Here is a 21768-nt window from a genome sequence, read left to right on the forward strand (position 1 = left end):
TTGCTGACGGGACCGGGCATCAGCGTCACCGCACCCACCTGACGGGAAGAGCGAGCCCAACGTGCATACCGTCCCCCGCGAGCCCGCCGCGACCCGACTACGGCCACCTGCCCGAGCCGCGGGTCTGTCCCCGCCGCACCGGTTCGCCGGGGCGCTGACCGGGCTGGTCGTTCTTCCCCTGCTGACAGCGGGTTTGGCCCGGCTTCGTGACGTCCTGGGCGTGCCCAGCCAGACGCTGCTCTACCTGATCGCCGTCGCGGTGGTGGCGCTGGTCGGTGGGCTGGTCCCGGCGCTGGTTGCCGCGGTCGCTGCCGCGGTGCTGCTGGATTACTACTTCATCCCGCCGCTCGACGACTTCGCCGTCGCCGACCCCAACGATGTGGTGGCCTTGGTCACGTTCGTCCTCATCGCCGGTGCGGCCAGCTCGGTTGTCGGCTTGGCCGCGCGCCGCGGTGAGGCCGAAACCCTGGCGACCGCGAACGCCGAGGGCCGCGAGGAGCTCCGCCGACTCGCCGACGAGCAGGCAGCCCTGCGCCGGGTCGCCACGCTGGTTGCCCGCGGCGTAGCGGCGGCCGAGGTCCTCGCGGCCGTCGCGCGGGAGGTCGGCCAGATCCTCGGCGCCGACTCCACGCTCATCGCGCGCCTCGATCCCGACGACGCGACGACTCTAGTTGCCGGCGTCGGCGCACACCCCGACGAGTTCCCGATCGGAAGCCGCTGGAACCCTGAGCCGCCCGTGGCCATGGCGGCGGTTCTGCGCACCGGCCGCCCGGCCCGCAACGACGACTACGGCCAAGCCTCCAGCGCGTCCGGTGACGCCATCCGCCGGCTGGGAATCCGGTCGTCGGTTGCGGCGCCGATCGTGGTTGAGGGGCGTCTGTGGGGCACGATCGGCGTCGGGACACGGCGCGAACGTTTCCCGGCCGACGCCGAACAGCACCTTGTCGGCTTCACCGAGCTCGTCGGCACCGCGATCGCGAACGCCGAGGGTCGCGCGCAGCTCGAGGAAGGCCGCGACGAGCTTCGCCGGCTCGCCGACGAGCAGGCCGCGTTGCGCCGGGTCGCCACACTGATCGCCCACGGGCTGCCACCGGCCGAGGTGTTCCCGGCCGTCGCGCACGAGGTCGGCAGCGTCCTCGGTGCCGACGTCACGAACATCGTCCGCCTCGATCCCGACGGCGCGGCCACCATCCTCGCCCGCGTCGGCGCACCCGCCGACGCGTTCCCGGTGGGGAGCCGCTGGAAGCCTGAACCGCCGCTGGCCGTGGCGGTCGTCCTGCGCACGGGCCGCCCGGCTCGCCTCGACGATCTCAGCCAAGTTTCCGACGCGTACGGCAACCGCCTCCGTCGGCTGGGACTCCGATCAGGGGTCGCGGCGCCGATCGTCGTCGAGGGGCGGCTGTGGGGCACGATCGCCGTCGGGACCCGGCGCACGCGTTTCCCGGCCGACGCCGAACAGCACCTGGTCGGCTTCACCGAGCTCATCGGCACCGCGATCGCGAACGCCGAGAGCAGCGCGCAGCTCGAGGAAAGCCGCGACGAACTGGGCCGGCTCGCCGAGGAACAGGCCGCGTTGCGGCGGGTCGCCACGCTAGTTGCCCGCGGGGTGCCACCGGCCGAGGTATTCGCGGCCGTTGCCCACGAGGTCGGCCACGTCCTCGGGGCTGACGCCACGACCATCGCCCGCCTCGATCCCGATGGCGCGATGACCGTCCTCGCCTGCGTCGGCGATCACTCCGCCGAGGTGGTGGTCGGAAGCCGCTGGCAGCCTGAGCCGCCGCTGGCCTTGGCGGTCGCCCTGCGCACCGGCCGTGCGGCCCGCTGCGAGGACTTCAGCCAGGCCTCTGGGGCGTTCGTTGACGCCACCATCCGCCGGTTGGGTATCCGGTCGGGGGTCGCGGTTCCGATCGTGGTTGAGGGGCGTCTGTGGGGCGGGATCGGCGCCGGGACGCGAAGCGAGCACTTCCCGGCCGACACGGAACAGCGCATGGCCGGGTTCACCGAACTCATCGGTACCGCGATCGCGAACGCCGAGGGCTGCGCCCAACTCGAGGAAAGCCGCGACGAACTGCGCCGGGTCGCCGAAGAGCAGGCCGCGTTGCGCCGGGTCGCCACGCTGGTTGCCCGGGGGCTGCCGCCGGCCGAGGTGTTCGCGGCCGTTGCGGACGAGGTCAGCCGCGGCCTGGGTGCCGACGGCACAGTCATCGTCCGCCTCGATCCGGACGGCGCGACGACTCTCGTTGCCAGCGTCGGCGCACACTCCTCCGAGCTTCCGGTGGGGAGCCGCTGGACGCCTGAGCCGCCCGTGGCCGTGGCGGTGGCCTTGCGCACGTGCCGACCGGCTCGCTGCGACGACTATGATCAGGCTCCCGGCGAGTACGCCGCCGCCGTCCGCCGGATGGGCCTCCGGTCGTCGGTCGCGGTTCCGATCGTCGTCGAGGGGCGTCTGTGGGGCGGGATCGGCGCCGGGACGCGGCGTGGGCGTTTCCCAGCCGACAGCGACCAGCGCATGGCCGGGTTCATCGAGCTGGTCGGCACCGCGATCGCGAACGCCGACAGCAGTGCCCAGCTCACCGCCTCCCGGGCCCGGATCGTCGCGGCCGCCGACGACGCCCGGCGCCGCATCGAACGCGACCTGCACGACGGCACTCAACAGCGCCTGGTCGCGCTCAGCCTCACGCTGAGCCTGGCCCAGTCCAGCGTGCCCGAGCAGCTGCCCGAGCTGCGAACCCAGCTCGGCTGGATCGCCGGCGAGCTCACCGCGGCGAACGAGGAACTGTGCGAACTCGCGCGCGGCATCCACCCGGCGATCCTGTCCGAGCGCGGGCTGGCACCGGCCCTACGCACCCTGGCCCGCCGCGCCGCGATCCCGGTGCAACTCGACATCCGGACCGAAACCCGCCCCGCGGACCGGATCGAGGTGGCCGCCTACTACGTCGTGTCCGAGGCCCTGACCAACACCACCAAGCACGCCCACGCGTCCTACGCGCACGTCTCCGTGGAGCAGCGCGACGCGCTGCTGCACCTGTCGATCCGCGACGACGGCATCGGCGGCGCCGATCCTGCCGCAGGTTCGGGTCTAATCGGGCTGCGCGACCGGGTGCAGGCCCTGGGCGGATCGCTCGAAGTCACCAGCCACCCCGGCGAGGGGACGGCGATCGTCGTCGAGCTTCCGCAGTCGCCTGACTGACCGGTCGGCCGGCGAAGGCATTCCGGCTGACTGTTTCAGGTCGCGCCGGTCGTCGTGGAGGTGGCCCCGGTGCGGTAGGGGTGGGAAACCCCAGGTCGCCGTGGGAGAAGGTGGGACACTGCAGGAGCCGTGAACGAGGACGACCCCTGACCGCGTCTCCGATGATCAGGCGCCGTTTGCGCCCTGGTGGCAGGTGAAGGATTCGAATCTTCGTAGGCGTAAGCCGACGGATTTACAGTTGGCTGTCATTCGGGCACTGACCTGCGTCGATGTTGCGGGACGTTGCCTGCGTCCGTGATGCGTCCGTGAAACGGGTTTCGCCTGTCCACGCTGGGTGCTGTGGTGATCTCCTCACGGCGCGGGTTCATCCCTGCCGGGCCGAGGCTGGCTGCCCTCGGGAGCGCCGTGGGGAGATCACCACCCCCGCCACCCCCCGATCTCCGAAGCGGTGCCCGGTTCGGCGGAGCCCGAGTTCAGGCGCGTTGACCCCACGCGGAGATCAGCGGCGGTGTGCCGACCGTGATCGTTGCGTCCGCGATCGCAGCGACGTGCGCGTCGATCTCATCTTGGGTTGCGAGCTGCTGTTCGATGAGGGCATCCCGGACTTGGGTGATGTTGGCAACGCTGAGCACGTTGCCGGCAGGTATGGCCACCGGGAGGTAGGCATCCGCACCTACTTGAGTGAGTCCGGCGTCGCGGAAGATTCGGGGCAGGCGGCGGGCGTACTCCAGATCGGCGCCTCGTTGGGCCAGGAGTGCGTACACGCCTGCATGCAGCTTGTTGGCTCGGTGATGCTCGGGCAGATAGGCGTCGATGCACCTGACCGGGATCACCTTGTCGAAGTCTTCGACGAGCAGCCAGCCGCCGGGACGGAGCGATGCCACCATCCGCCGCAGGGCTTTGCCTCGGGCCGGAAGGTGGCTCAGGACGAGTCGGGCGTGCACCAGGTCGAACTGGCCGGCTGGTGGATCGTCTTGCGTCACGTCGTGTTGGAGAACTTCGACGGTGTGATCGAGATGCTCGGAGACCCAGCTGGTGTTGATGTCCGTGGCGAGGACACGTCCGCTGGCTCCGACCCGCTCGGCCAGCCAGTTGGACACCGTGGGGCCGCCTGCGCCAACCTCCCAGCATCGGCACCCTTGGCCGATGTTGAGAGCCTCGATGTGCCGGAACGTTGTTGGGTCGAAGAGTGCGGAGAGGGCGCCAAAGCGTTGCCTGGCTTCCGAGGCTGCGTTGTCGAACAGGTAGTTGCTGTTGCTCATGGTGGAGCTCCGGTCCCCTCGTGACGTCAGCGTCTCAACTCTTCGGGGCGGCCGCATCGGCGAGGGTCGAGGCGACCGGTCGACCGACGTCGCGACCTCGCTCAAATGCATGCTGCTGCTCATGGTGTCGGACGGCTGCCAGCTAGTCCCGCGCAATTGGCTACCTGTCGTTAGCCTAGGAGTCGGAGCAGCTGGCCTGCGGGTGATTGTTGGATGCTGGGCCGGCGAAGCCGGCCCGCGCCGACGGAGGCGGCGCGCTTGATCCTCTAAAGGCAGATTCGGCAGCGAAGAGACGTCGCGTCGCAGATCACAAAGCGGATCGCAAAGCGCATCCCGCCTTGTCGAGTCCCGCCTGATGCTTGACGTCGTGGTTCCACCTGACGCTTGACGTCAGGTCCTGATCAGCTTTCCGGCCCCGGTCCTCGTCGTCTCTCGAACCTGACCAGCACGATCTGAGCGACCACAAGTCCACAGATAGTCCACACGGGGCGGGAAAACCCAGGTCGCCGTGGGACAAGGTGGGACACTGCAGGAGCCGGACAAAGCGAACCGGCCCCTGACCGCGTCTCCGCTGGTCAGGGGCCGTTTGCGCCCTGGTGGCAGGTGAAGGATTCGAACCTTCGTAGGCGTAAGCCGACGGATTTACAGTCCGCTCCCATTGGCCGCTCGGGCAACCTGCCGGGGTGCGCATCACCGGGGTGAACTCGCATCATAGAGGATACGGCAGCGGTCGAGGGCGATCGCAACGGGTTCGGTGATCGGAGGGAACGGACGTGGCAGATCCTTCGTTTGACGTGGTCAGCAAGGTCGACAGGCAGGAGGTGGACAACGCGCTGAACCAGGCCTCCAAGGAGCTCTCCCAGCGGTTCGACTTCCGCGGCACCGGTGCCGGAGTGAGCTGGTCAGGCGAGGAAGGCGTGACCATCGAGGCGGAGACCGAGGAGCGCTGCCGGGCCGCCGTCGATGTGTTCAAGGAGAAGCTGATCAAGCGCGGCATCTCGCTCAAGGCGTTCGAGGTGGGCGACCCTGCGCCGTCCGGCCGCATCCACAAGGTCACCGGCACCATCGTGCAAGGCATCGCCTCGGACAAGGCCAAGGAGATCTCCAAGACCATCCGGGACGAGAAGCTCAAGGGCGTGCAGGCCCAGATCCAGGGCGACCAGCTCCGGGTATCGGGCAAGAAGAAGGACGACCTGCAGGCCGTCATCGCGCTGCTCAAGGGCAAGGACTTCGGCATCGCGCTGCAGTTCACGAACTACAGGTAACGCATAGCCCCTGACCTGCGGATTCTCGACCAGCCCCCTGCCGGGTACAACCCAGTGCGGACTCGACGAGGGTTCTGGTCTGGTCGACTACGTCCGGCCAGAAGCCGACATAGATGTTGAGTGTCACGGTCGGCGTCGTGTGGCCCATGGCGAGCTGGACCGTCTTGACATTGGCTCCTCCGAAGATCAGGACGGTGGCGAAGTAGTGGCGGAGGCGAGGGCTACCAGGTCACAGCACGGGGGCAAGCCTGACCAAGCCGGCGGCGGTCTAGCCGCATGGGGTTATCGCGAGCCTGAGCAGGTCACGACCGTCAGGTCGGACTCCAGGTGTGCACCTCATTGGTCACGGACAGTGACGGTCCACGCCCCGTGCCCGGACGCAACATTTGCGATACCCGGCAGTGTGATCAGCCGATTCCCCGCGGTGCAGTGCTCGTTGACCTCCAATAGGTAGCTCTACTCGATCGAGAGCACGACTAGCTGCGTAACCCATGCAGGTCGACCTGGTTGCGGTAGCCGGGTTGGCCGCGGCGTGGACAGACGAGAGGTCAACGATGCATCGCGCGCCGACGGCAGGGCCAGTCACTTCGGGTAGTCGTCAGATCCGACACGCCCTGGAACGAAGGGACCGGGTGAACCGAATCCTTCGCCTCACTGTCGGATCCGCGACGGTTGCAGTGGCCGCCGTGGCTATCGCGACCGGCACCGCGTCCGCACAGACGCCACCCGTCTCACCGACGGTCGTCCACGGTGCACCGTCGCAAGCAAGCGGAATTGCTCGCAGCGACTGCCCGTTCGACTACGGGTCCCCGCACAGCCTCGGCCAAGACAGAAACAGTCCAAGCGCACAGCAACCGCTCAACCCGAACCACACCGCCAGCAACGCATCGTCGGGTGGCGCAAGCGCTAACCCGAACTCCGACCCCTACAGCCACATCTACGGCAGCGGTAATCCGTACGGAGACAAGAACGGTTGCGTCGGCATAGGTGGTGGTGGCTCCTCCAGCACGACCGGGACCACCTCCGGCACAAGTGCGACCAGCGGCACGAGTGCAGCCAGCGGCACGAGCACAACCAGCGGCGCAAAGAGAAGCAGCGTCAGCACGGGCACCGCCAGGAGCAGCGGTACCACCGCACCCACGGCAAATACCGCCACAGCCCCCGCTCCGGTAACCGGCGCCACGGGCGAGCCCGGTAATGGGCAGCACGGCCACGACCACGACTCCGATAGCGACGACTAGGAGCGTCAGCACGGGCACGCCCGGCACACGGGCGGTACGCGTCGCATGGGGCGGCAGCGGCGCTCCACGGCTGGAGGGCGACTCGCGGCCGCCAGGCTTCTCCGCACACCGTGAAACAGTTCGCGGAGTAGCGCGGTCAGCTCGGGTGGGCACGGCACTGCGTGGCTCGTTCTCGGTGCAACTCGCCCCCCGCGGATAGTCAGAGGTTCTGCGCGGCCAGGATCGCGCAAGCGCCTCGGCTGCGTTGGCCGGCTCGCGGCTGCCGGTTCGCCTCCATATCCACACCCGGCTCTCAGGGCAGATCACTATCCTGGTAACCAGGGTGGTCATGGCGATCGGCTCAGCTGGTCGACCGTGCCAGCGCTGCGAGCTGGCAGCCTCCCCAGCGGGGAGGACACCCAGATGGGTCGTCGTATTTGGCAGCGGCTGGCGGCTACGGCTCTCGTGCCGGTGGCGTCATTTGCCCTCGCTACGGGCACTGCGTCCGCTGCCCCGATCAGCGCACCGAACGTGCTCGCTGCGGCCAAGTCTGTCTCGGGCTCGGCTGTCAGTGGGTTAGCCGGTACGGGCCACAGCCGAGGGGGTGACTTCGCTGGCACGGCAGCTGAGACGGGAGCCACCGGCGCGGCACCCATTCTGAGCGTCGAGAACGGCAGCGCTAACTCAGGTGGCGGCGTCAACTCATACGGTGGCGTCAACTCATACGGTGGCGTCAACTCGTATGGTGGCGCCAACTCGTATGGTGGCGTCAACTCGTATGGCATTAAGCCCAATGGCTGCGTCAAGTACGGCGGCGTAAATTCGTATGACTGCGCTCACTCGCATGGCAGGCGCCCCGCAGGGTCCTCTGCCTCTGCTGTCGGGCCGACGATCTGGCTAAAGGGGTAGCGAGGGTACGGTGCCGTAGCTTCGAGTCCGGAGAGCGTAGGCCTCAACTTTTCGGGGGACCTGGGCCGCACACTGTTACGCCGACGATCCTCAGATCCAACTGCGCGGTCGGTGGAAGCGCAGACGGCAAAGCCATGACCGCAGCAAACGACCCCGCGTCGGTTCCACGAAATCGTGTGACCGAAGCGGGGTCGTTCGTTCGCCCTGCGCTCAGGTGGGGTCAGCCGCCGCCGCGGCCTCCACCGCCGCCACCGCCACCGCCGCCGCCGGCGCCGCCGCCGCCGCTGGGGCTGCCGGAGACGGTCGCCTGGGGCAGCTGGATCTGCTGGCCTTCGGTCAGGCCGGACAGCACCTGGGTGTTGTCGTCGCCGACCAGACCTGGCTGGAACTCCTGCTGGCGGGGTTTGCCGTCCGGTCCTGGGACGTTGACGAAGGACCGCCCGCCCTGCTTGATGACCGCCGAGTTCGGCACCACCAGCACGTTCTCCAGGTCTGCCACCAGGACGCCGGCTTCGGCGGTCTGGCCGGTACGCAGCCGGGGGTCGCTGTCGGTGAGCAGGATCGTGGCGTAGTAGTTCGTCACACCGGAGATGTCCACACCACCGGGGGCGACGGACAACACGGTGCCGTCGCGGGTCAGGTCCGGCAGTGCGTCGAAGCTGACCTGCACCTTCTGGTTCGGTGCCACCTTCGCCGCGTCCGACTCCTCGAACGGGACGACCACCTGGAAGGTGTTGATGTTGTTCAGCGCGATGAACGCCGATCCGCCCGGGCGGGTCGCCGAGGGGGCACCGGAGGAACCAGCCGAGGACTGGTCACTGGTGGCCGCCGCGCCGACGCCGGGGATCGCCGCATCCGTACCTGGCGCGAGGGCGCTGGTACCGCCACCGGCACCCAGGAACTCACCCACCGCACCGGTGATCGAGGACACCGTGCCCGCGACGGGTGCGTAGAGCACCGTGTCGTTCAGGTTGCGCTGCGCGTTGGCCACCAGAGCCACACTGTTGGCCACCAGGGCGGCCTGCGCGGCGATGTTCGGGCCGCGGTCGGAGCTGTCCGAGTCCACCGCGTTACGCGCCGACACCACACTCTGCCGCGCGTTCTCCACCGAGATCCGCGACGCCGTGTCGTCCACCTCGAGGGTCTTCTTCGCCTGGTCGTAGTTCGTCTTCGCCGTGATCAGGTTCCCCTGGGCCGTGCCGACCGCAGTCTGATCCGCCTGCAACGTGGTGTGCGTGGTGTCCAAGGTGCACGTTCCGGGGGAACTCGTGGTGGGGGCGGGTATCATTGACGTAGCCGGCGGCGGGGTTGCCTCACACTTTCGCAACGCGGCCTGAGCCTGCCGCAACTGCACCTGGGCGAAGTCCAGGGCCACCTCAGCCCGATGGACCGCGTTCTCGTCCCGCTCGTGGATCGCGTCGCTGTTGCTCTTGGTCTTCGAGAGGATCTTCTGCGCCTGGTCGAGGGTGCGGTGGTCACCGTGCACCGTGGGCGAGTGCACGAGCCGGTCCAGGATCGCCTGTTGCTGGTTGAGCTGCGCCTGCTGCTGGTTGAGCAACTGCTGGAAGTTGAACGGGTCCTCCCGGGCCAGCACCTGACCCGCACGAACAACGTCGCCGACCTTGACGTCCAGCTCGATCAGCTGAGCCGCCTGGGCGAACCCCAGGTTCTGCGAGCTCACGGACGCCAACGCACCGGAGGCCGAGACCTTCGTCGACACCTGCCCGCGCTGCACCGTCGACGTGGGAGGCGCGGGAGCCGTACTGCCACACGCCGCTGTCACCGCCGCCACCACCAGGGCCAGCGAGACCGCTGCGGCAAGGCGCACCCCCCGCGCGCTGCCACGGCTCGTCGTGTGAGCCATCAACTCCCCCTAGCCTTCATCTCTGTAGGTCTTCGCCGATGTCCAGGACACCGGCAAGTTGTTGATCAATCGCTGCCCGGTTCCGGCGCATCTGACCTCGGATGACAGGTCACCGTTCGAGATGAGATGGGGGACAATGCCCCCGCGGTAGCTTCGACGTTCGCTGCATGGGACGGAAGCGCTCCTGGCGGGCGGCGCACCGGCGTCGCACCTCACACTGGTCGCCCCCTTAGATCCACGGCCCCCGGACTAGGTGGGCGTGACGCTTCCGAACTCGACTTCCGCCGCGGTGCGGGCGCCGCCATAGCTCTTGCGCCGTCGCTGCGACACGCGACTAGGCCATACCCATTCGCTTTGCAAACCATTTGGTCAAACGACCTCGATGGGCAGGGGTTACGACTCGTGACACGGTAGTGACGCTCCGACACGATCGTTTCCATCGGCGTAGAGGCCACAATCCACTCCAGAGCCCTGCACCTAACGCCGTTCATCGTCGGCAGGTGGCGCATCGGGATCAGCGCGATCGCCGATGGCCCGGAATCGCCTGTTCACGTGCGCGGACCGAACCCGGGTACGGAGGCCCTATGCGGCCCTGACCAGGACCCGCAGCAACTATCGGTCCGGGACGTCGTTATTACAGATGGCCACTGCCCGTCCTTTCGGGAGGACAGGTAAGTGGGTTCGCGGGGCGCGGTCGGCCAGTTCACCCCTTGAGGCTCACCGCGCCCCGCGAACAACTTCCTGAGAACGTGGGCGTCGCGCCTTTCCGGGTCCGCCAGCAGGGAGTGATCATCTCCCTACTTTGCCCCCACAAAAGAACGACAGAGTGCCATCGCCGACACCCGACGACATGTAGGGAAAGAAGAAGTTCGAGCAGGCATGCCGGATACCGCGGCGCCGGCGGCCGTCGCAAGATCGGATACAGAGTCCCGCACAGGGTCCAGACTGGCCCACTGGAGGCTCGATCATCGATCAGCAGGAACCGGACCGCCGTATCCCGTGCGTCCATAACGGACTCCCGGGCTCGTCTGGTCGGCGGCCGGCCGGGTACAAATCCGGTACAGACGGCAGCGACGGCCGGTAGGACGCAGTTCACGAACTACAGATACAGGCCACGCCTCCTACCGCCCTGACCCGCGCCGGAGATGCATGCCGGAGCGCGGCCGCCACCGATCAAGGCCGCGCCCGGGGTCCGTCGGCCCGAGCCGATCAGCCCTTCGCGTAGTCCGCGAATCCCTGCCAGTCGATCACGACGCAGGGCTCGTTCCCGACGATCCAGGCATCATGACCGGGCGGGCACCGCATGTAGTCACCCGCACCGAACGTGGCTTCCTCGCCATCATCCATCCGGACCGTCATCTGCCCCGAGATCACGTAGCCCACATGGGCCGCCATGCAGCTGTCGGTCCCGGCGATGGGCTTCACGTGCTTGGACCACTGCCAGCCCGGCTGGAAGGTAGCGCGCCCGACACCCCCGGCCTCGAGATCAACCAACTCGAGATGCCCCATCCCGTCCTTGAACGGCCTGACTTCCTCTGGACTGCTCAGGCTCTTGATCACCAAACCGGCCATTCCGACCCCTTTGTCGTCCGAACTGAGTTGATAAGAGCTTTCGAGTGTGAAACAGATCACTCTATCACCAGTTCGGTCCAAGGCTCGATCACGTTGAGTGATTTTCTAGCGTGTGTCGCTAACCTCAACCGGTGACGGTCGGTCCTGGGCCAGCAGCAGCTCGACCAGTGCGTCCGGCTCGGAGAACATCGGCCAGTGCCCGGTCGGCAGCTCGACGAACGACCACTCCGAGCCGCCCATCTCGATATAGGCGGGTACTCCGGCGTCGATCGCCGCCCGGGCGTCGGCCTCGGTGAAGGTGCAGGCGATCACGGTCTTGGGCAGCGTCCGGTCCGGCGAGCCCCGGCGGGCGGTCCCGGTGACCGTGCCTCCCGGTTCCGGGGTGGTCCGGGCGTGGATCAGATCGAAGGTCGTCGCGTCGATGCCCTCGGTGCTCGACCCGATCTCGGCCAGCTGCCGCGACGTCGGCATCGGGTACCAGCCGTCGTTCTCGACCAGCTGCGTCTCCACCCAGGCCCGCACCTCGGGCGGCCCGAAGTCGATCTGCGCCATACCCTCGGGCAGCGGCCCGGTGTCCACCAGCACCAGCCGCGACACCCGCTCCCGGGCCCGCTCCGCCGCCGGCACCACAACGAGGCCGCCCCCGCTGTGCCCGACCAGCACGACGTCGCGGTGCTCCCGCAGGGTGTCGAGCAGGTCCGCGATCCGCGTCTCGATCGTGGCGTCGGTTTCCGCGCCGCGCTCCGCCACTCCACGCGGGGTCAGCGCCACCACCTCGTGCCCCTCGGCGCGCAGCCGCGCGGCCACACCGTCCCATGCCCAGCTACCCATCCAGAAGCCCGGAACCAGCACGTATGTCGTCATAGCGAGAACACTAGAAGCTAATCAGGGCAGTTCCCGCCCTCATTAACTGCCAGAATGGGGCAATGTCCGCCGCCCGGGTGCTCGCCCTGCTCGAGCTGCTGCAGGCCCGCCCCGGGCTCACCGGTCCGGAGCTGGCCGCCCGGCTGGAGATCCACCCGCGCACCGTGCGCCGGCACCTGGCCGCCCTGGAGAGCCTCGGCGTGCCCGTGGTGGCCGGCCGCGGCCGGCACGGTGGCTACCGGCTGCTGCCCGGCTACAAGCTGCCGCCGCTGATGCTGACCGGGGACGAGGCGGTGGCCGTGGTGCTCGGGCTGCTCGCCGCCGAGCGCACCGGTCTGCACACCGCCGCGCCCGCCATGCACAGTGCGCAGGCCAAGATCGACCGCGTGCTGCCGGCCGAGCTGCGCGCGCGCACCAGGGCGGTCGCCGACACGCTCGGCTTCTCCGCCTCGGCCCGGGTGGCGGCCAGTGCGCCGGCCGCCGACGTACTGCTCACCCTCGGCGAGTCGACCCGCGACCGCCGCCGGGTGCGCCTGGAGTACACCTCCTGGTCGGGCGCCGCGAGCGAGCGCGAGCTCGACCCGTTCGGCCTGGTCGTCCACGCCGGGCGCTGGTACGTCACCGGCCACGACCAGCTGCGCGGCGCCGTGCGCACGTTCCGGCTGGACCGGATCGCGTCGGTGCGTCAGGTCGGCGCCGGCACCGCCCCGCCGGCCGGTTTCGACCCGGTGGGCACCGTGGTCGCGAGCATTGCCGCGGTGCCCTGGGCGACGGCGGTGGAGGTGCTGCTGCACGCGCCGGCGGAGGAGGTGCGGGCCCGGTTGCCCCGAACCGCCGGCACGCTCGAGGCGCGGCCCGGCGGCACCCTGCTGCGCGCTCGCGCGGAGCACCTGGACGGGATGGCCACGATGCTCGCCGGGCTCGGTTGGCGGTTCACCGTGCACAGTCCGGACGAGCTGCGCACCGCCGTGCGTGAGCTGGCCCGACGGCTGACCGCCGACGTGTCCGAACCCGGCTGAGCGAGTAGTACCGAATTCATACGACGCGTGCGGGACGCCGGGCCGCTAGGTTGGGCGGCGATGAAGGGAATCATTCTCGCCGGCGGGTCCGGCAGCAGGCTGTATCCGGTCACCGGCGCGGTGTCCAAGCAGCTGCTGCCCGTATACGACAAGCCGATGATCTACTACCCGCTCTCGGTGCTGATGTTCGGCGGCATCCGGGAGATCCTGATCATCTCCACACCTGCCGACCTGCCGCAGTTCAAGCGGCTGCTCGGGGACGGCACCGAGCTCGGCATCAACCTCTCCTACGCGGAGCAGGCGCAGCCGAACGGGCTCGCCGAGGCGTTCCTGATCGGCGCCGACCACGTGGGCGACGACAGCGCCGCGCTGGTGCTCGGGGACAACATCTTCCACGGCCCCGGCTTCCCGGACCAGCTGCGCCGCAGCATCAGCGAGCTGGACGGCTGCGTGCTCTTCGGTTACCCCGTCTCCGATCCCGGCCGCTACGGCGTCGGCGAGTCGGACGACTGCGGCCGGCTGATCTCGATCGAGGAGAAGCCCGCCCAGCCGCGCTCGAACCGGGCGATCACCGGGCTGTACCTCTACGACAACGACGTGCTGGAGATCGCCAAACAGATCAAGCCGTCGGCCAGGGGCGAGCTGGAGATCACCGACATCAACCGCACCTACCTGGAGCGGGGCACCGCCACCCTGATCGACCTCGGCCGGGGCTTCGCCTGGCTGGACACCGGTACCCACGACTCGCTTCTCGAGGCCGGCCAGTACGTACAGGTCCTGGAGCACCGGCAGGGCATCCGGATCGCCTGCCTCGAGGAGATCGCGCTGAGCATGGGCTACATCGACGCCGACGCCTGCTACGCGCTCGGCGCCAAGCTCGGCAACTCGCGCTACGGCGAGTACGTGATGGCGATCGCGCTCGCCGCCGGCGCCACCGGCTGAGCGGCCCGACTCGCGCTGCCAAAATCCCCGACTCGCGCTGACAGAAACCCCGACTCGCGGTCAGCCCTGGGAGCTCGGGCGTTCCAGGTACGAGGAGTCGGGCTCACCGAAGCCGAACTGCCGGTACAGCCCGTGCGCGTCCGACGTGTGCAGCGTCCAGCGGAACTTCGAGCCAGGGCCGTCGTCGATCATGTGCTGGACGATCCGCTTGCCCAACCCGTGGCCCCGGTGTTCGTCGAGCACATACACGTCGGCCAGGTAGGCCATCGCGAAACCGTCGCTGAACGCCCTGGCGAACCCGACCTGCGAACCGTCTGCGGCGTACGCCCCGACGACCCGCCACGCGGTGCGGATCTGCTCCTTGACGACGTCGACCGTGCGCCACCGCGCCCAGTAGACCTCGGTGGTCAGGTAGCCGCAGACGGCGTCCAGGTCGAGGCGGTTCGGGTCGTCGTCCACTTCGTAGTCGGCCACCGGGCCACCGTCGTCGATCCGCCGCATCCCGTCGACCCAATTAGCCCCGTCCACGTAGCGCCACCCTAAGTCCGCCGGGCCATCTCCTCCAGCCGGCGGATGCGGTCCTCCAGCGGCGGGTGGGTGGAGAACAGCTTGGCCATCCCCTCGCCGGGCCGGAACGGGTTGGCGATCATCAGGTGCGACTGCGAGACGAGCCGCGGCTCCGGCGGCAACGGCGCCAGCTGGGTGCCCCGCTGCAGCTTGCGCAGGGCGGATGCCAGCGCCAGCGGGTCGCGGGTGAGCAGCGCGCCGCTCGCGTCGGCCTGGTACTCGCGGGAGCGACTGACCGCCATCTGTACCACGGCCGCGGCGATCGGTCCGACCAGCGAGACCAGCAACAGCGCCAGCGGGTTGGGCCGATCCTCGCTGTCGCCGCCGAAGAAAGAGCTGAACATCGCGATGTTCGCCATGAAGCTGATCATCGAGGCCAGCGCGCCGGCGACGCAGGAGATCAGGATGTCCCGGTTGTAGACGTGCGAGAGCTCGTGGCCGAGCACGCCGCGCAGCTCCCGTTCGTCGAGCAGCTCGAGGATGCCGGTGGTGGCGCAGACGGCCGCGTTGCGCGGGTTGCGGCCGGTGGCGAAGGCGTTGGGTGCGTTGGTCGGGCTGATGTAGAGCCGGGGCATCGGCTGCCGCGCAGCGTTCGACAGCTCGCGCACGATGCGGTACATCGAGGGCTGCTCCGCCTCGGTCACCGGGCGGGCGTGCATCGCCCGCAGCGCGAGCTTGTCGGAGTTGAAGTACGCATAGCCGTTCATGCCCAGCGCGATGACCAGTGCGATGAACAGGCCGGTCCGGCCGCCGATCAGTGCGCCGATGAGCAGCACCAACGCACTGAGCCCGCCGAGTAGAACGGCCGTCTTCAGCCCGTTCATGTGGTGGTTGTGCATGACGCTTCACTTCCTCCTGACGGAGCAGGGGCCGCTGTCGCGGAACCCGCACCGCCCGATCACGATCCTTGTGCGTTGAACGACTGAGCCGCAAGGCCGGTTCCGCCGCCATGCGTGATACCGGCTACCCGAGCGCAGACCCGGGCAGCGGGGTCGCGGCCGCCGAGAGAGGATGGCGGTATGGCTGACGATGCCCCGGCAACGACGCAGACGGCACAGACCCGGACCGACGGGGCGCCCCCGGCGGCCCGCGAGATCCGCTTCGAGCGGCGGGACCGGGTCGCGGTGATCACCGTGTCCGACCCGGCCCGGCGCAACGCGATGGCGGTGGACCTGGCCACCGACCTGGTCGCGGCGGTCCGCCGGGCCGAGCAGGACGACGGCATCGGCGCGATCGTGGTCACCGGTGAGCCGCCGGGCTTCTGCGCCGGGGCCGACCTTAGCCAGCTCGGCGCGTCGAAGGACGACGGCCTGCGCACCATCTACCAGGGCTTTCTCGCCGTCGCGGAGTGCACGCTGCCCACCGTCGCGGCGGTCAACGGCGCGGCCGTCGGCGCCGGCATGAACCTCGCGCTGGCCTGCGACCTCCGCCTGGCCGGTCCGAAGGCGCGCTTCGACTCCCGGTTCCTGCAGCTCGGCCTGCACCCCGGCGGCGGCTACACCTGGATGGCGCACCGGATCCTCGGCCCGCAGGGGGCGGCGGCGGTGACGTTGTTCGGCGAGAACCTGGGTGCCGAGGAGGCGGAGCGGACCGGTCTGGTGTGGCGCGCGGTGGAGGACCCGCTGGCCACGGCGGTCGAGCTGGCCGCCCGAGCGGCCGACGCGCCGAAGGACCTGGTGATCACCACCAAGCGCACGATGCGGGTGACCGCCACCCAGGCCAGCCAGCGCGACGCGGTGGAGGTCGAGATCCGGGCCCAGGTCGCGTCGCTCGAGTCACCGGCCTTCGCCGAGCGACTGGCCGCGCTGAAGGCCCGGGTATCGAAAGCCAAGTGATCGGGCGTTCACCTACTGTTCCGGAAACCAGAACGCCAATGTGACTTTCACTAGTCCTGACCGACAGTCGCCGGGCGGGGTACTACCCTGGATTCGGGCATAACCTGTATGTAATCCGCGATCGACGGAAGACAACACATGACCATCCCGGACACCACCGTCCAGCCCACAGTGGGCGACGGCTCCCCTTCGTCCAACGGGACAAACGGCCAGCACCGCGACGTTGAGATACAGCAGCGTCACCGCGTTGTCATCCGCTTCGCCGGTGACTCGGGCGACGGCATGCAGCTGACCGGCGACCGTTTCACCTCCGAGGCGGCCGCGTTCGGCAACGACCTGGCCACGCAGCCGAACTTCCCCGCGGAGATCCGGGCGCCTGCCGGAACCATGCCGGGTGTGTCGTCCTTCCAGCTGCACTTCGCGGACTACGACATCCTCACCCCCGGCGACCGCCCCGACGTACTGGTCGCGATGAACCCGGCCGCGCTGAAGGCCAACCTCACCGACCTGCCGCTGGGCGGGATCCTGATCGCCAACTCCGACGAGTTCACCAAGCGGAACCTGACCAAGGTCGGCTACGAGGCGAACCCGCTGGAAGACGACTCGCTGTCGGCCTACACGGTGTACAGCGTGGCGATGGCCACCCTGGCCAAGGGTGCGCTCGCCGAGACCGGGCTGTCCAAGAAGGACGCCGAGCGCTCCAAGAACATGTTCGCGCTCGGGCTGCTGTGCTGGATGTACCACCGGCCGACCGAGGGCACGGAGCGGTTCCTGCGGGAGAAGTTCTCCCGCCGCCCCGACCTGGCCGAGGCCAACATCCTGGCCTTCCGGGCCGGCTGGAACTACGGCGAGACCACCGAGGCGTTCGCGGTCACCTACGAGGTCGCGGCCGCCAAGCTGAAGCTGGGCACCTACCGGCAGATCACCGGCAACACCGCCCTCGCGTACGGCATCGTGGCGGCCGGCCAGCAGTCCGGTCTGCCGGTGTTCCTCGGCTCGTACCCGATCACCCCGGCCTCGGACATCCTGCACGAGCTATCCAAGCACAAGGCCTTCGGCGTAACCACGTTCCAGGCCGAGGACGAGATCTCCGGCATCGGCTCGGCGATCGGCGCGGCGTTCGGCGGCGCGCTGGGCGTGACCACCACCTCCGGTCCGGGCATCTCGCTGAAGAGCGAGGCCACCGGTCTGGCGGTGGCGCTCGAGCTGCCCCTGCTGGTGATCGACGTGCAGCGCGGTGGCCCGTCCACCGGGCTACCGACCAAGACCGAGCAGTCCGACCTGCTGCAGGCCATGTACGGCCGCAACGGCGAGTCGCCGCTGCCGATCATCGCGCCACGGTCGCCGGGGGACTGCTTCGACGCGGCGATCGAGGCCACCCGGCTCGCGGTCACCTACCGAACCCCGGTGATGATCCTGTCGGACGGCTCGCTGGCCAACGGCTCGGAGCCGTGGAAGGTGCCGGACATCGCCGACCTGCCGGTCATCGAGCCGAAGTTCGCGACCGCGCCCAACGCGACCGACGGTTCCGGCGAGTTCTGGCCCTACCTGCGTGACGACGACACGCTGGCCCGGCCGTGGGCGGTGCCCGGGACGGCGGGGCTGGAGCACCGGATCGGCGGCCTGGAGAAGGCCGACGGCAAGGGCTCCATCTCCTACGACCCGGAGAACCACGAGCGGATGGTCCGGCTGCGCCAGGCGAAGATCGACGGCATAGCCGTGCCGGACCTGGAGGTCGACGACCCGGACGGGGACGCCGAGCTGCTGGTACTGGGCTGGGGATCCACCTACGGCCCGATCGGTGCCGGTTGCCGGCGGGTCCGGGGCGACGGCCTGTCCATCGCGCAGGCCCACCTGCGCCACCTCAACCCATTTCCCGCGAACCTCGGCGAGGTACTGCGCAGGTACAAGACGGTGCTGCTGCCCGAGATGAACCTCGGCCAGCTCGCGCTGATGCTGCGCGGTCGGTACCTGGTCGACATCAAGTCCTACACCAAGGTGTCGGGGCTGCCGTTCAAGGCCGAAGAGCTGCAGAACGTCTTCACCGACGCGCTGAAGGGTGACTTGCTGTGACAGCAACTGATCTTGGTTTGCCGACGCTCGGTGGGCTGGACGGTATCCCGACCACCGACGAGAAGCAGACCGCCAAGGACTACACCTCCGACCAGGAGGTCCGCTGGTGCCCCGGCTGCGGTGACTACGCCGTGCTGGCCGCCGTGCGTGGCTTCCTGCCGCAGCTCGGGCTCAAGCGCGAGAACGTGGTGTTCGTGTCCGGCATCGGCTGCTCCAGCCGGTTCCCGTACTACCTGAACACCTTCGGGATGCACTCCATCCACGGGCGCGCCCCGACGATCGCCACCGGGCTCGCGGTGACCCGCCCGGACCTGTCGGTCTTCGTGGTCACCGGCGACGGCGACGCGCTGTCCATCGGCGGAAACCACCTGATCCACGCGGTCCGCCGCAACATCAACATGACCATCCTGCTGTTCAACAACAGGATCTACGGGCTGACCAAGGGCCAGTACTCGCCCACCTCGGAGATCGGCAAGATCACCAAGTCGACGCCGATGGGTTCGCTGGACCACCCGTTCAACCCGCTGTCGGTGGTCCTCGGGGCGGAGGCGAGCTTCGCCGCCAGGACCATCGACGCGAACCGGGCCCAGCTCACCGAGGTGCTCACCGCCGCGGCCGCGCACCGGGGCACCTCCTTCGTGGAGATCTTCCAGGACTGCCCGATCTTCAACGACGGTGCCTTCGACGTGATCCGCAAGGGCGGCGACGACGCCAAGCAGCGGATCATCGCCCTCAAGCACGGCGAGCCGATCCGCTTCGGGATCGAGGGCGAGTACGGCGTGGTCCGCACCGAGGACGGCTACGGCCTGCGGGTCGCGCCGATCGCCGAGGTCGGCGAGGACGCCATCGTGGTCCACGACGAGACCCGGGCAGACCCGAGCTTCGCGTTCGCGCTGTCAAGGCTGTCCGACCAGGACCTCAGCCACACGGTCACCGGCATCTTCCGCAACGTCGACCGGGTGACCTACGACGACGGCGCACGCCAGCAGGTGCGCGACGCCAAGGCCAACCAGCAGGCCGACCTCGGCAAGCTGCTGCGCGGCAAGGACACCTGGACCGTCGAGGCGGAGTAACTCGCGTCCCGTTCAGCCAGCGGCCGGCCCACCCGAGGATCACCTCGAGTGGGCCGGCCGCTCTTTAAGGCGCGGAGTGACGCCCGGTGGGTGGCGTGCCGTCCTCGTCCCGGCGGATCTCCCCCTCGGTACGCACCTCCACCGCGTGCTGCCCCGGTGGCAGGTTGGACAGGTCGGGCGCGATGACCAGCGCCTCGTGCGAGTCCGGCAGCCGGGCACCGCTGTCGATGCCCTCCTCGTGCGCCAGCACGAACTCGTGCGTCACCTTGGACAACGTCGCGCCCCGGAAGAACGCCGGCGCCTTGCGCTGCCAGGCCAGCATCAGCAGCACGCCGAGGATCAGCGTGCCGATACCGATCACGAACACCCCGCCGATGCCGAACAGCTTGGTCTTGCCGAAGTCCGGCGCGGCGTACTGGATGCTCGCGGCGATGAACGCACCGAGCAGGATCAGCCCGCCGAGTAGCGGCAGCACCCCGCGCATCACGAAGTGCCGCACGCTGCTGGTCAGCGTCCTGCGGAAGTACCAGACGCAGGCGAACCCGGTCAACCCGTAGTAGAAGGCGATCATCAGGCCGACCGCGGCGATCGAGTCGGCGAGCACGTTGCTGCTGACCAGGGTGAGCCCCACGTAGAACACGATGGACACGATGCCCATCCAGACCGTCGACTCGGTCGGCGTCAGGTAGCGGGGGTGGATCTTGGCGAACCGCCTGGGCAGGGCGTCGAACACACCCATCGACAGTGAGGTACGCGCGGTCGGCAGGATCGTGGTCTGGGTGGATGCCGAGGCCGAGGTCAGCACGCTGATCAGCAGCAGCACCTCGAACACCTTGCCGATCGCGCTCTCGCCGAACACCGCCGGCCCGATCGCCTTGAACACGTCGTCGGAGTTGTCCGCGTTGGCCAGGCCGATCCCGGTACTGCCGGTGCCGGCGAAGGCGACCGCCGAGACGGACACCACGGCGTAGATCGCCAGCAGCAGCACGGTGGACAGGATCGCCGCCCGCCCCGGTGTCTTGGCCGGGTCGTCGCACTCCTCGTTCGTCGCGACCGCCGTGTCCCAGCCCCAGTAGATGAACACCGCGAGCAGGAACGCCGGGATGATCGCGCTCAACGACAGCCCGGACGGCCAGAGCCAGCTGATGCTGGGCGTGACCGAACCCTCCGGCGCACCACCGGAGAACACCTTGGCCAGAGCGAAGATGGCGAAGGCGACCAGTACAACGACCTCGATGCCCAGCAGCCCGTACTGCAGCCGCGCCGACACCTCGATACCCCGATAGCAGATGTAGGTCATCACGGCGATCCACAGCACCCCGGCGACCGTCGTCCAGAAGGTGCTGTCGGCCAACCCGTCCGCGCCGAAGAGCAGGAAACCGTAGCGGCCGGCGATCTGTGCCAGATTGGACATCACGATGACGTCGGCGGCGATGATCCCCCAGCCACCCAGCCAGCCCCACCACGGCCCGAATGCGCGACTGGCCCAGGTGAATGTGGTGCCGCAGTCGGGCTCCTCACTGTTCAACTCGGCGTAGGCGACGGCAATGAAATACATCGGGACGAACGCGAGCAGCATGACGCCGGGAGCCTTGAAGCCCACGATGCCGTCGCCGTTCGCGGTGGCCACGACCAGCCCGAGGGTCGCCGCGAGACTGTAGGCCGGGGCGGTGGACGCGATACCTACGACGACGCTGGACACCAGGCCAAGGGCACCGCCCTTGAGGCCCTTGCCGGCTGGTTCGTCGACATCACTTGGCGGCACTGCCTGAAGATCGGTCACCGCGCACCGCCTCCCCTATCGGGTGAATTGATGACAGAACGGTACAGTCAGATCAGGGGGTTCAATAGTGCGCGATCACAGAATTCGATAACCAATGTGACGTCAACAGCGGATATCGCGGCACTCTGTCGACACAATCCGGCGAGCCACTACCGATTCGGCCATAGACCTGGACATCCGCGAGTTGTACAATTCGCGGCCTTTCTGTTGATCATTTGGAGTGGCGAGCGGCGGCCTCGAGTCGGGACCGTCAGCGCGACCGGGGCCACTGGTCGAGGACCGTCACGGGTGGCCGCTGGGCTATGCCAGTCACTGGGCTATGCCAGTCGC

The 21768-nt window shown here is 68.7% G+C and carries 15 protein-coding genes, 1 tRNA gene and 1 pseudogene; 7 read left to right on the forward strand and 10 right to left on the reverse strand.

Annotation, left to right across the window (positions count from 1 at the left end; genetic code table 11):
- The first annotated feature begins 61 nt into the window (after positions 1-61).
- On the forward strand, positions 62-3190 hold the full coding sequence (locus tag ACTXG6_RS01055; protein WP_445185868.1) for a GAF domain-containing protein: 3129 nt from the start codon (positions 62-64) through the stop codon (positions 3188-3190).
- Positions 3191-3663: 473 nt separating this feature from the next.
- On the opposite strand, the gene ACTXG6_RS01060 is transcribed toward ACTXG6_RS01055, so the two are convergent.
- On the reverse strand, positions 3664-4452 hold the full coding sequence (locus ACTXG6_RS01060; protein WP_445185869.1) for a class I SAM-dependent methyltransferase: 789 nt from the start codon (positions 4450-4452) through the stop codon (positions 3664-3666).
- Between the two features lie 594 nt (positions 4453-5046).
- A tRNA-Tyr gene (locus ACTXG6_RS01065) sits at positions 5047-5132 on the reverse strand.
- Positions 5133-5225: 93 nt separating this feature from the next.
- Between ACTXG6_RS01065 and ACTXG6_RS01070 the strand changes: the two genes are divergently transcribed.
- Complete coding sequence (locus ACTXG6_RS01070; protein WP_445185870.1) at positions 5226-5717, forward strand: YajQ family cyclic di-GMP-binding protein; 492 nt, start codon at positions 5226-5228, stop codon at positions 5715-5717.
- Here ACTXG6_RS01070 and ACTXG6_RS01075 read toward each other — a convergent pair.
- From ACTXG6_RS01075 to ACTXG6_RS01095, 5 genes and pseudogenes are all read right to left on the reverse strand, one after another.
- Positions 5701-5922 (reverse strand): annotated as a pseudogene (locus ACTXG6_RS01075) (hypothetical protein); the annotation flags it as partial. The gene ACTXG6_RS01070 and the pseudogene ACTXG6_RS01075 sit on opposite strands and share 17 nt — an antisense overlap.
- A gap of 732 nt (positions 5923-6654) precedes the next feature.
- Positions 6655-6873 (reverse strand): hypothetical protein, encoded by a 219-nt coding sequence (locus ACTXG6_RS01080; protein WP_445185871.1) that lies wholly within the window; start codon positions 6871-6873, stop codon positions 6655-6657.
- A gap of 1193 nt (positions 6874-8066) precedes the next feature.
- Positions 8067-9710, reverse strand: coding sequence for an efflux RND transporter periplasmic adaptor subunit (locus ACTXG6_RS01085; protein ID WP_445185872.1), 1644 nt, complete (start codon positions 9708-9710; stop codon positions 8067-8069).
- A gap of 1209 nt (positions 9711-10919) precedes the next feature.
- Positions 10920-11282 (reverse strand): cupin domain-containing protein, encoded by a 363-nt coding sequence (locus ACTXG6_RS01090; RefSeq protein ID WP_445185873.1) that lies wholly within the window; start codon positions 11280-11282, stop codon positions 10920-10922.
- A 105-nt stretch (positions 11283-11387) separates the two neighbouring features.
- Positions 11388-12146, reverse strand: a complete 759-nt coding sequence (locus ACTXG6_RS01095) for an alpha/beta fold hydrolase (protein ID WP_445185874.1) — start codon at positions 12144-12146, stop codon at positions 11388-11390.
- Positions 12147-12208: 62 nt separating this feature from the next.
- Between ACTXG6_RS01095 and ACTXG6_RS01100 the strand changes: the two genes are divergently transcribed.
- Both ACTXG6_RS01100 and rfbA read left to right on the forward strand, forming a co-directional pair.
- Complete coding sequence (locus tag ACTXG6_RS01100; RefSeq protein WP_445185875.1) at positions 12209-13165, forward strand: helix-turn-helix transcriptional regulator; 957 nt, start codon at positions 12209-12211, stop codon at positions 13163-13165.
- Positions 13166-13225: 60 nt separating this feature from the next.
- Positions 13226-14107: a glucose-1-phosphate thymidylyltransferase RfbA gene (gene rfbA, locus ACTXG6_RS01105; RefSeq protein WP_445185876.1), complete on the forward strand. Its 882-nt coding sequence runs from the start codon at positions 13226-13228 to the stop codon at positions 14105-14107.
- A 60-nt stretch (positions 14108-14167) separates the two neighbouring features.
- On the opposite strand, the gene ACTXG6_RS01110 is transcribed toward rfbA, so the two are convergent.
- Complete coding sequence (locus ACTXG6_RS01110) at positions 14168-14608, reverse strand: GNAT family N-acetyltransferase (protein WP_445190312.1); 441 nt, start codon at positions 14606-14608, stop codon at positions 14168-14170.
- Positions 14609-14646: 38 nt separating this feature from the next.
- Positions 14647-15513: a zinc metalloprotease HtpX gene (gene htpX / locus ACTXG6_RS01115; RefSeq protein WP_445185877.1), complete on the reverse strand. Its 867-nt coding sequence runs from the start codon at positions 15511-15513 to the stop codon at positions 14647-14649.
- Positions 15514-15693: 180 nt separating this feature from the next.
- On the opposite strand from htpX, the gene ACTXG6_RS01120 reads away from it, so the two are divergent.
- The 3 genes from ACTXG6_RS01120 to ACTXG6_RS01130 all read left to right on the forward strand — a co-directional run bounded on the left by ACTXG6_RS01120 (position 15694) and on the right by ACTXG6_RS01130 (position 19655).
- Positions 15694-16509 (forward strand): enoyl-CoA hydratase, encoded by an 816-nt coding sequence (locus tag ACTXG6_RS01120; RefSeq protein WP_445185878.1) that lies wholly within the window; start codon positions 15694-15696, stop codon positions 16507-16509.
- Between the two features lie 138 nt (positions 16510-16647).
- Positions 16648-18582 carry a 2-oxoacid:acceptor oxidoreductase subunit alpha gene (locus ACTXG6_RS01125; RefSeq protein ID WP_445185879.1) on the forward strand — a complete coding sequence of 645 codons (1935 nt, stop codon included), beginning with the start codon at positions 16648-16650 and terminating at the stop codon, positions 18580-18582.
- Complete coding sequence (locus ACTXG6_RS01130) at positions 18579-19655, forward strand: 2-oxoacid:ferredoxin oxidoreductase subunit beta (RefSeq protein ID WP_445185880.1); 1077 nt, start codon at positions 18579-18581, stop codon at positions 19653-19655. Before ACTXG6_RS01125 ends, ACTXG6_RS01130 begins: the two co-directional genes overlap by 4 nt.
- A 64-nt stretch (positions 19656-19719) precedes the next feature.
- Here ACTXG6_RS01130 and ACTXG6_RS01135 read toward each other — a convergent pair whose 3' ends face one another.
- Positions 19720-21438, reverse strand: coding sequence for an APC family permease (locus ACTXG6_RS01135; RefSeq protein WP_445185881.1), 1719 nt, complete (start codon positions 21436-21438; stop codon positions 19720-19722).
- Between the last annotated feature and the right edge of the window lie 330 nt (positions 21439-21768).

Source organism: Pseudonocardia sp. Cha107L01, from assembly GCF_052566575.1.

Excerpts from the sequence above, each read along its gene's own strand:
- rfbA (WP_445185876.1), top strand. The coding sequence starts at position 13,226 with ATGAAGGGAATCATTCTCGCCGGCGGGTCCGGCAGCAGGCTGTATCCG.
- ACTXG6_RS01120 (WP_445185878.1), top strand. The coding sequence starts at position 15,694 with ATGGCTGACGATGCCCCGGCAACGACGCAGACGGCACAGACCCGGACC.
- ACTXG6_RS01125 (WP_445185879.1), top strand. The coding sequence starts at position 16,648 with ATGACCATCCCGGACACCACCGTCCAGCCCACAGTGGGCGACGGCTCC.
- ACTXG6_RS01085 (WP_445185872.1), bottom strand. The coding sequence starts at position 9,710 with ATGGCTCACACGACGAGCCGTGGCAGCGCGCGGGGGGTGCGCCTTGCC.
- ACTXG6_RS01095 (WP_445185874.1), bottom strand. The coding sequence starts at position 12,146 with ATGACGACATACGTGCTGGTTCCGGGCTTCTGGATGGGTAGCTGGGCA.
- htpX (WP_445185877.1), bottom strand. The coding sequence starts at position 15,513 with ATGCACAACCACCACATGAACGGGCTGAAGACGGCCGTTCTACTCGGC.
- ACTXG6_RS01090 (WP_445185873.1), bottom strand. The coding sequence starts at position 11,282 with ATGGCCGGTTTGGTGATCAAGAGCCTGAGCAGTCCAGAGGAAGTCAGG.
- ACTXG6_RS01100 (WP_445185875.1), top strand. The coding sequence starts at position 12,209 with ATGTCCGCCGCCCGGGTGCTCGCCCTGCTCGAGCTGCTGCAGGCCCGC.
- ACTXG6_RS01060 (WP_445185869.1), bottom strand. The coding sequence starts at position 4,452 with ATGAGCAACAGCAACTACCTGTTCGACAACGCAGCCTCGGAAGCCAGG.
- ACTXG6_RS01110 (WP_445190312.1), bottom strand. The coding sequence starts at position 14,608 with ATGCGGCGGATCGACGACGGTGGCCCGGTGGCCGACTACGAAGTGGAC.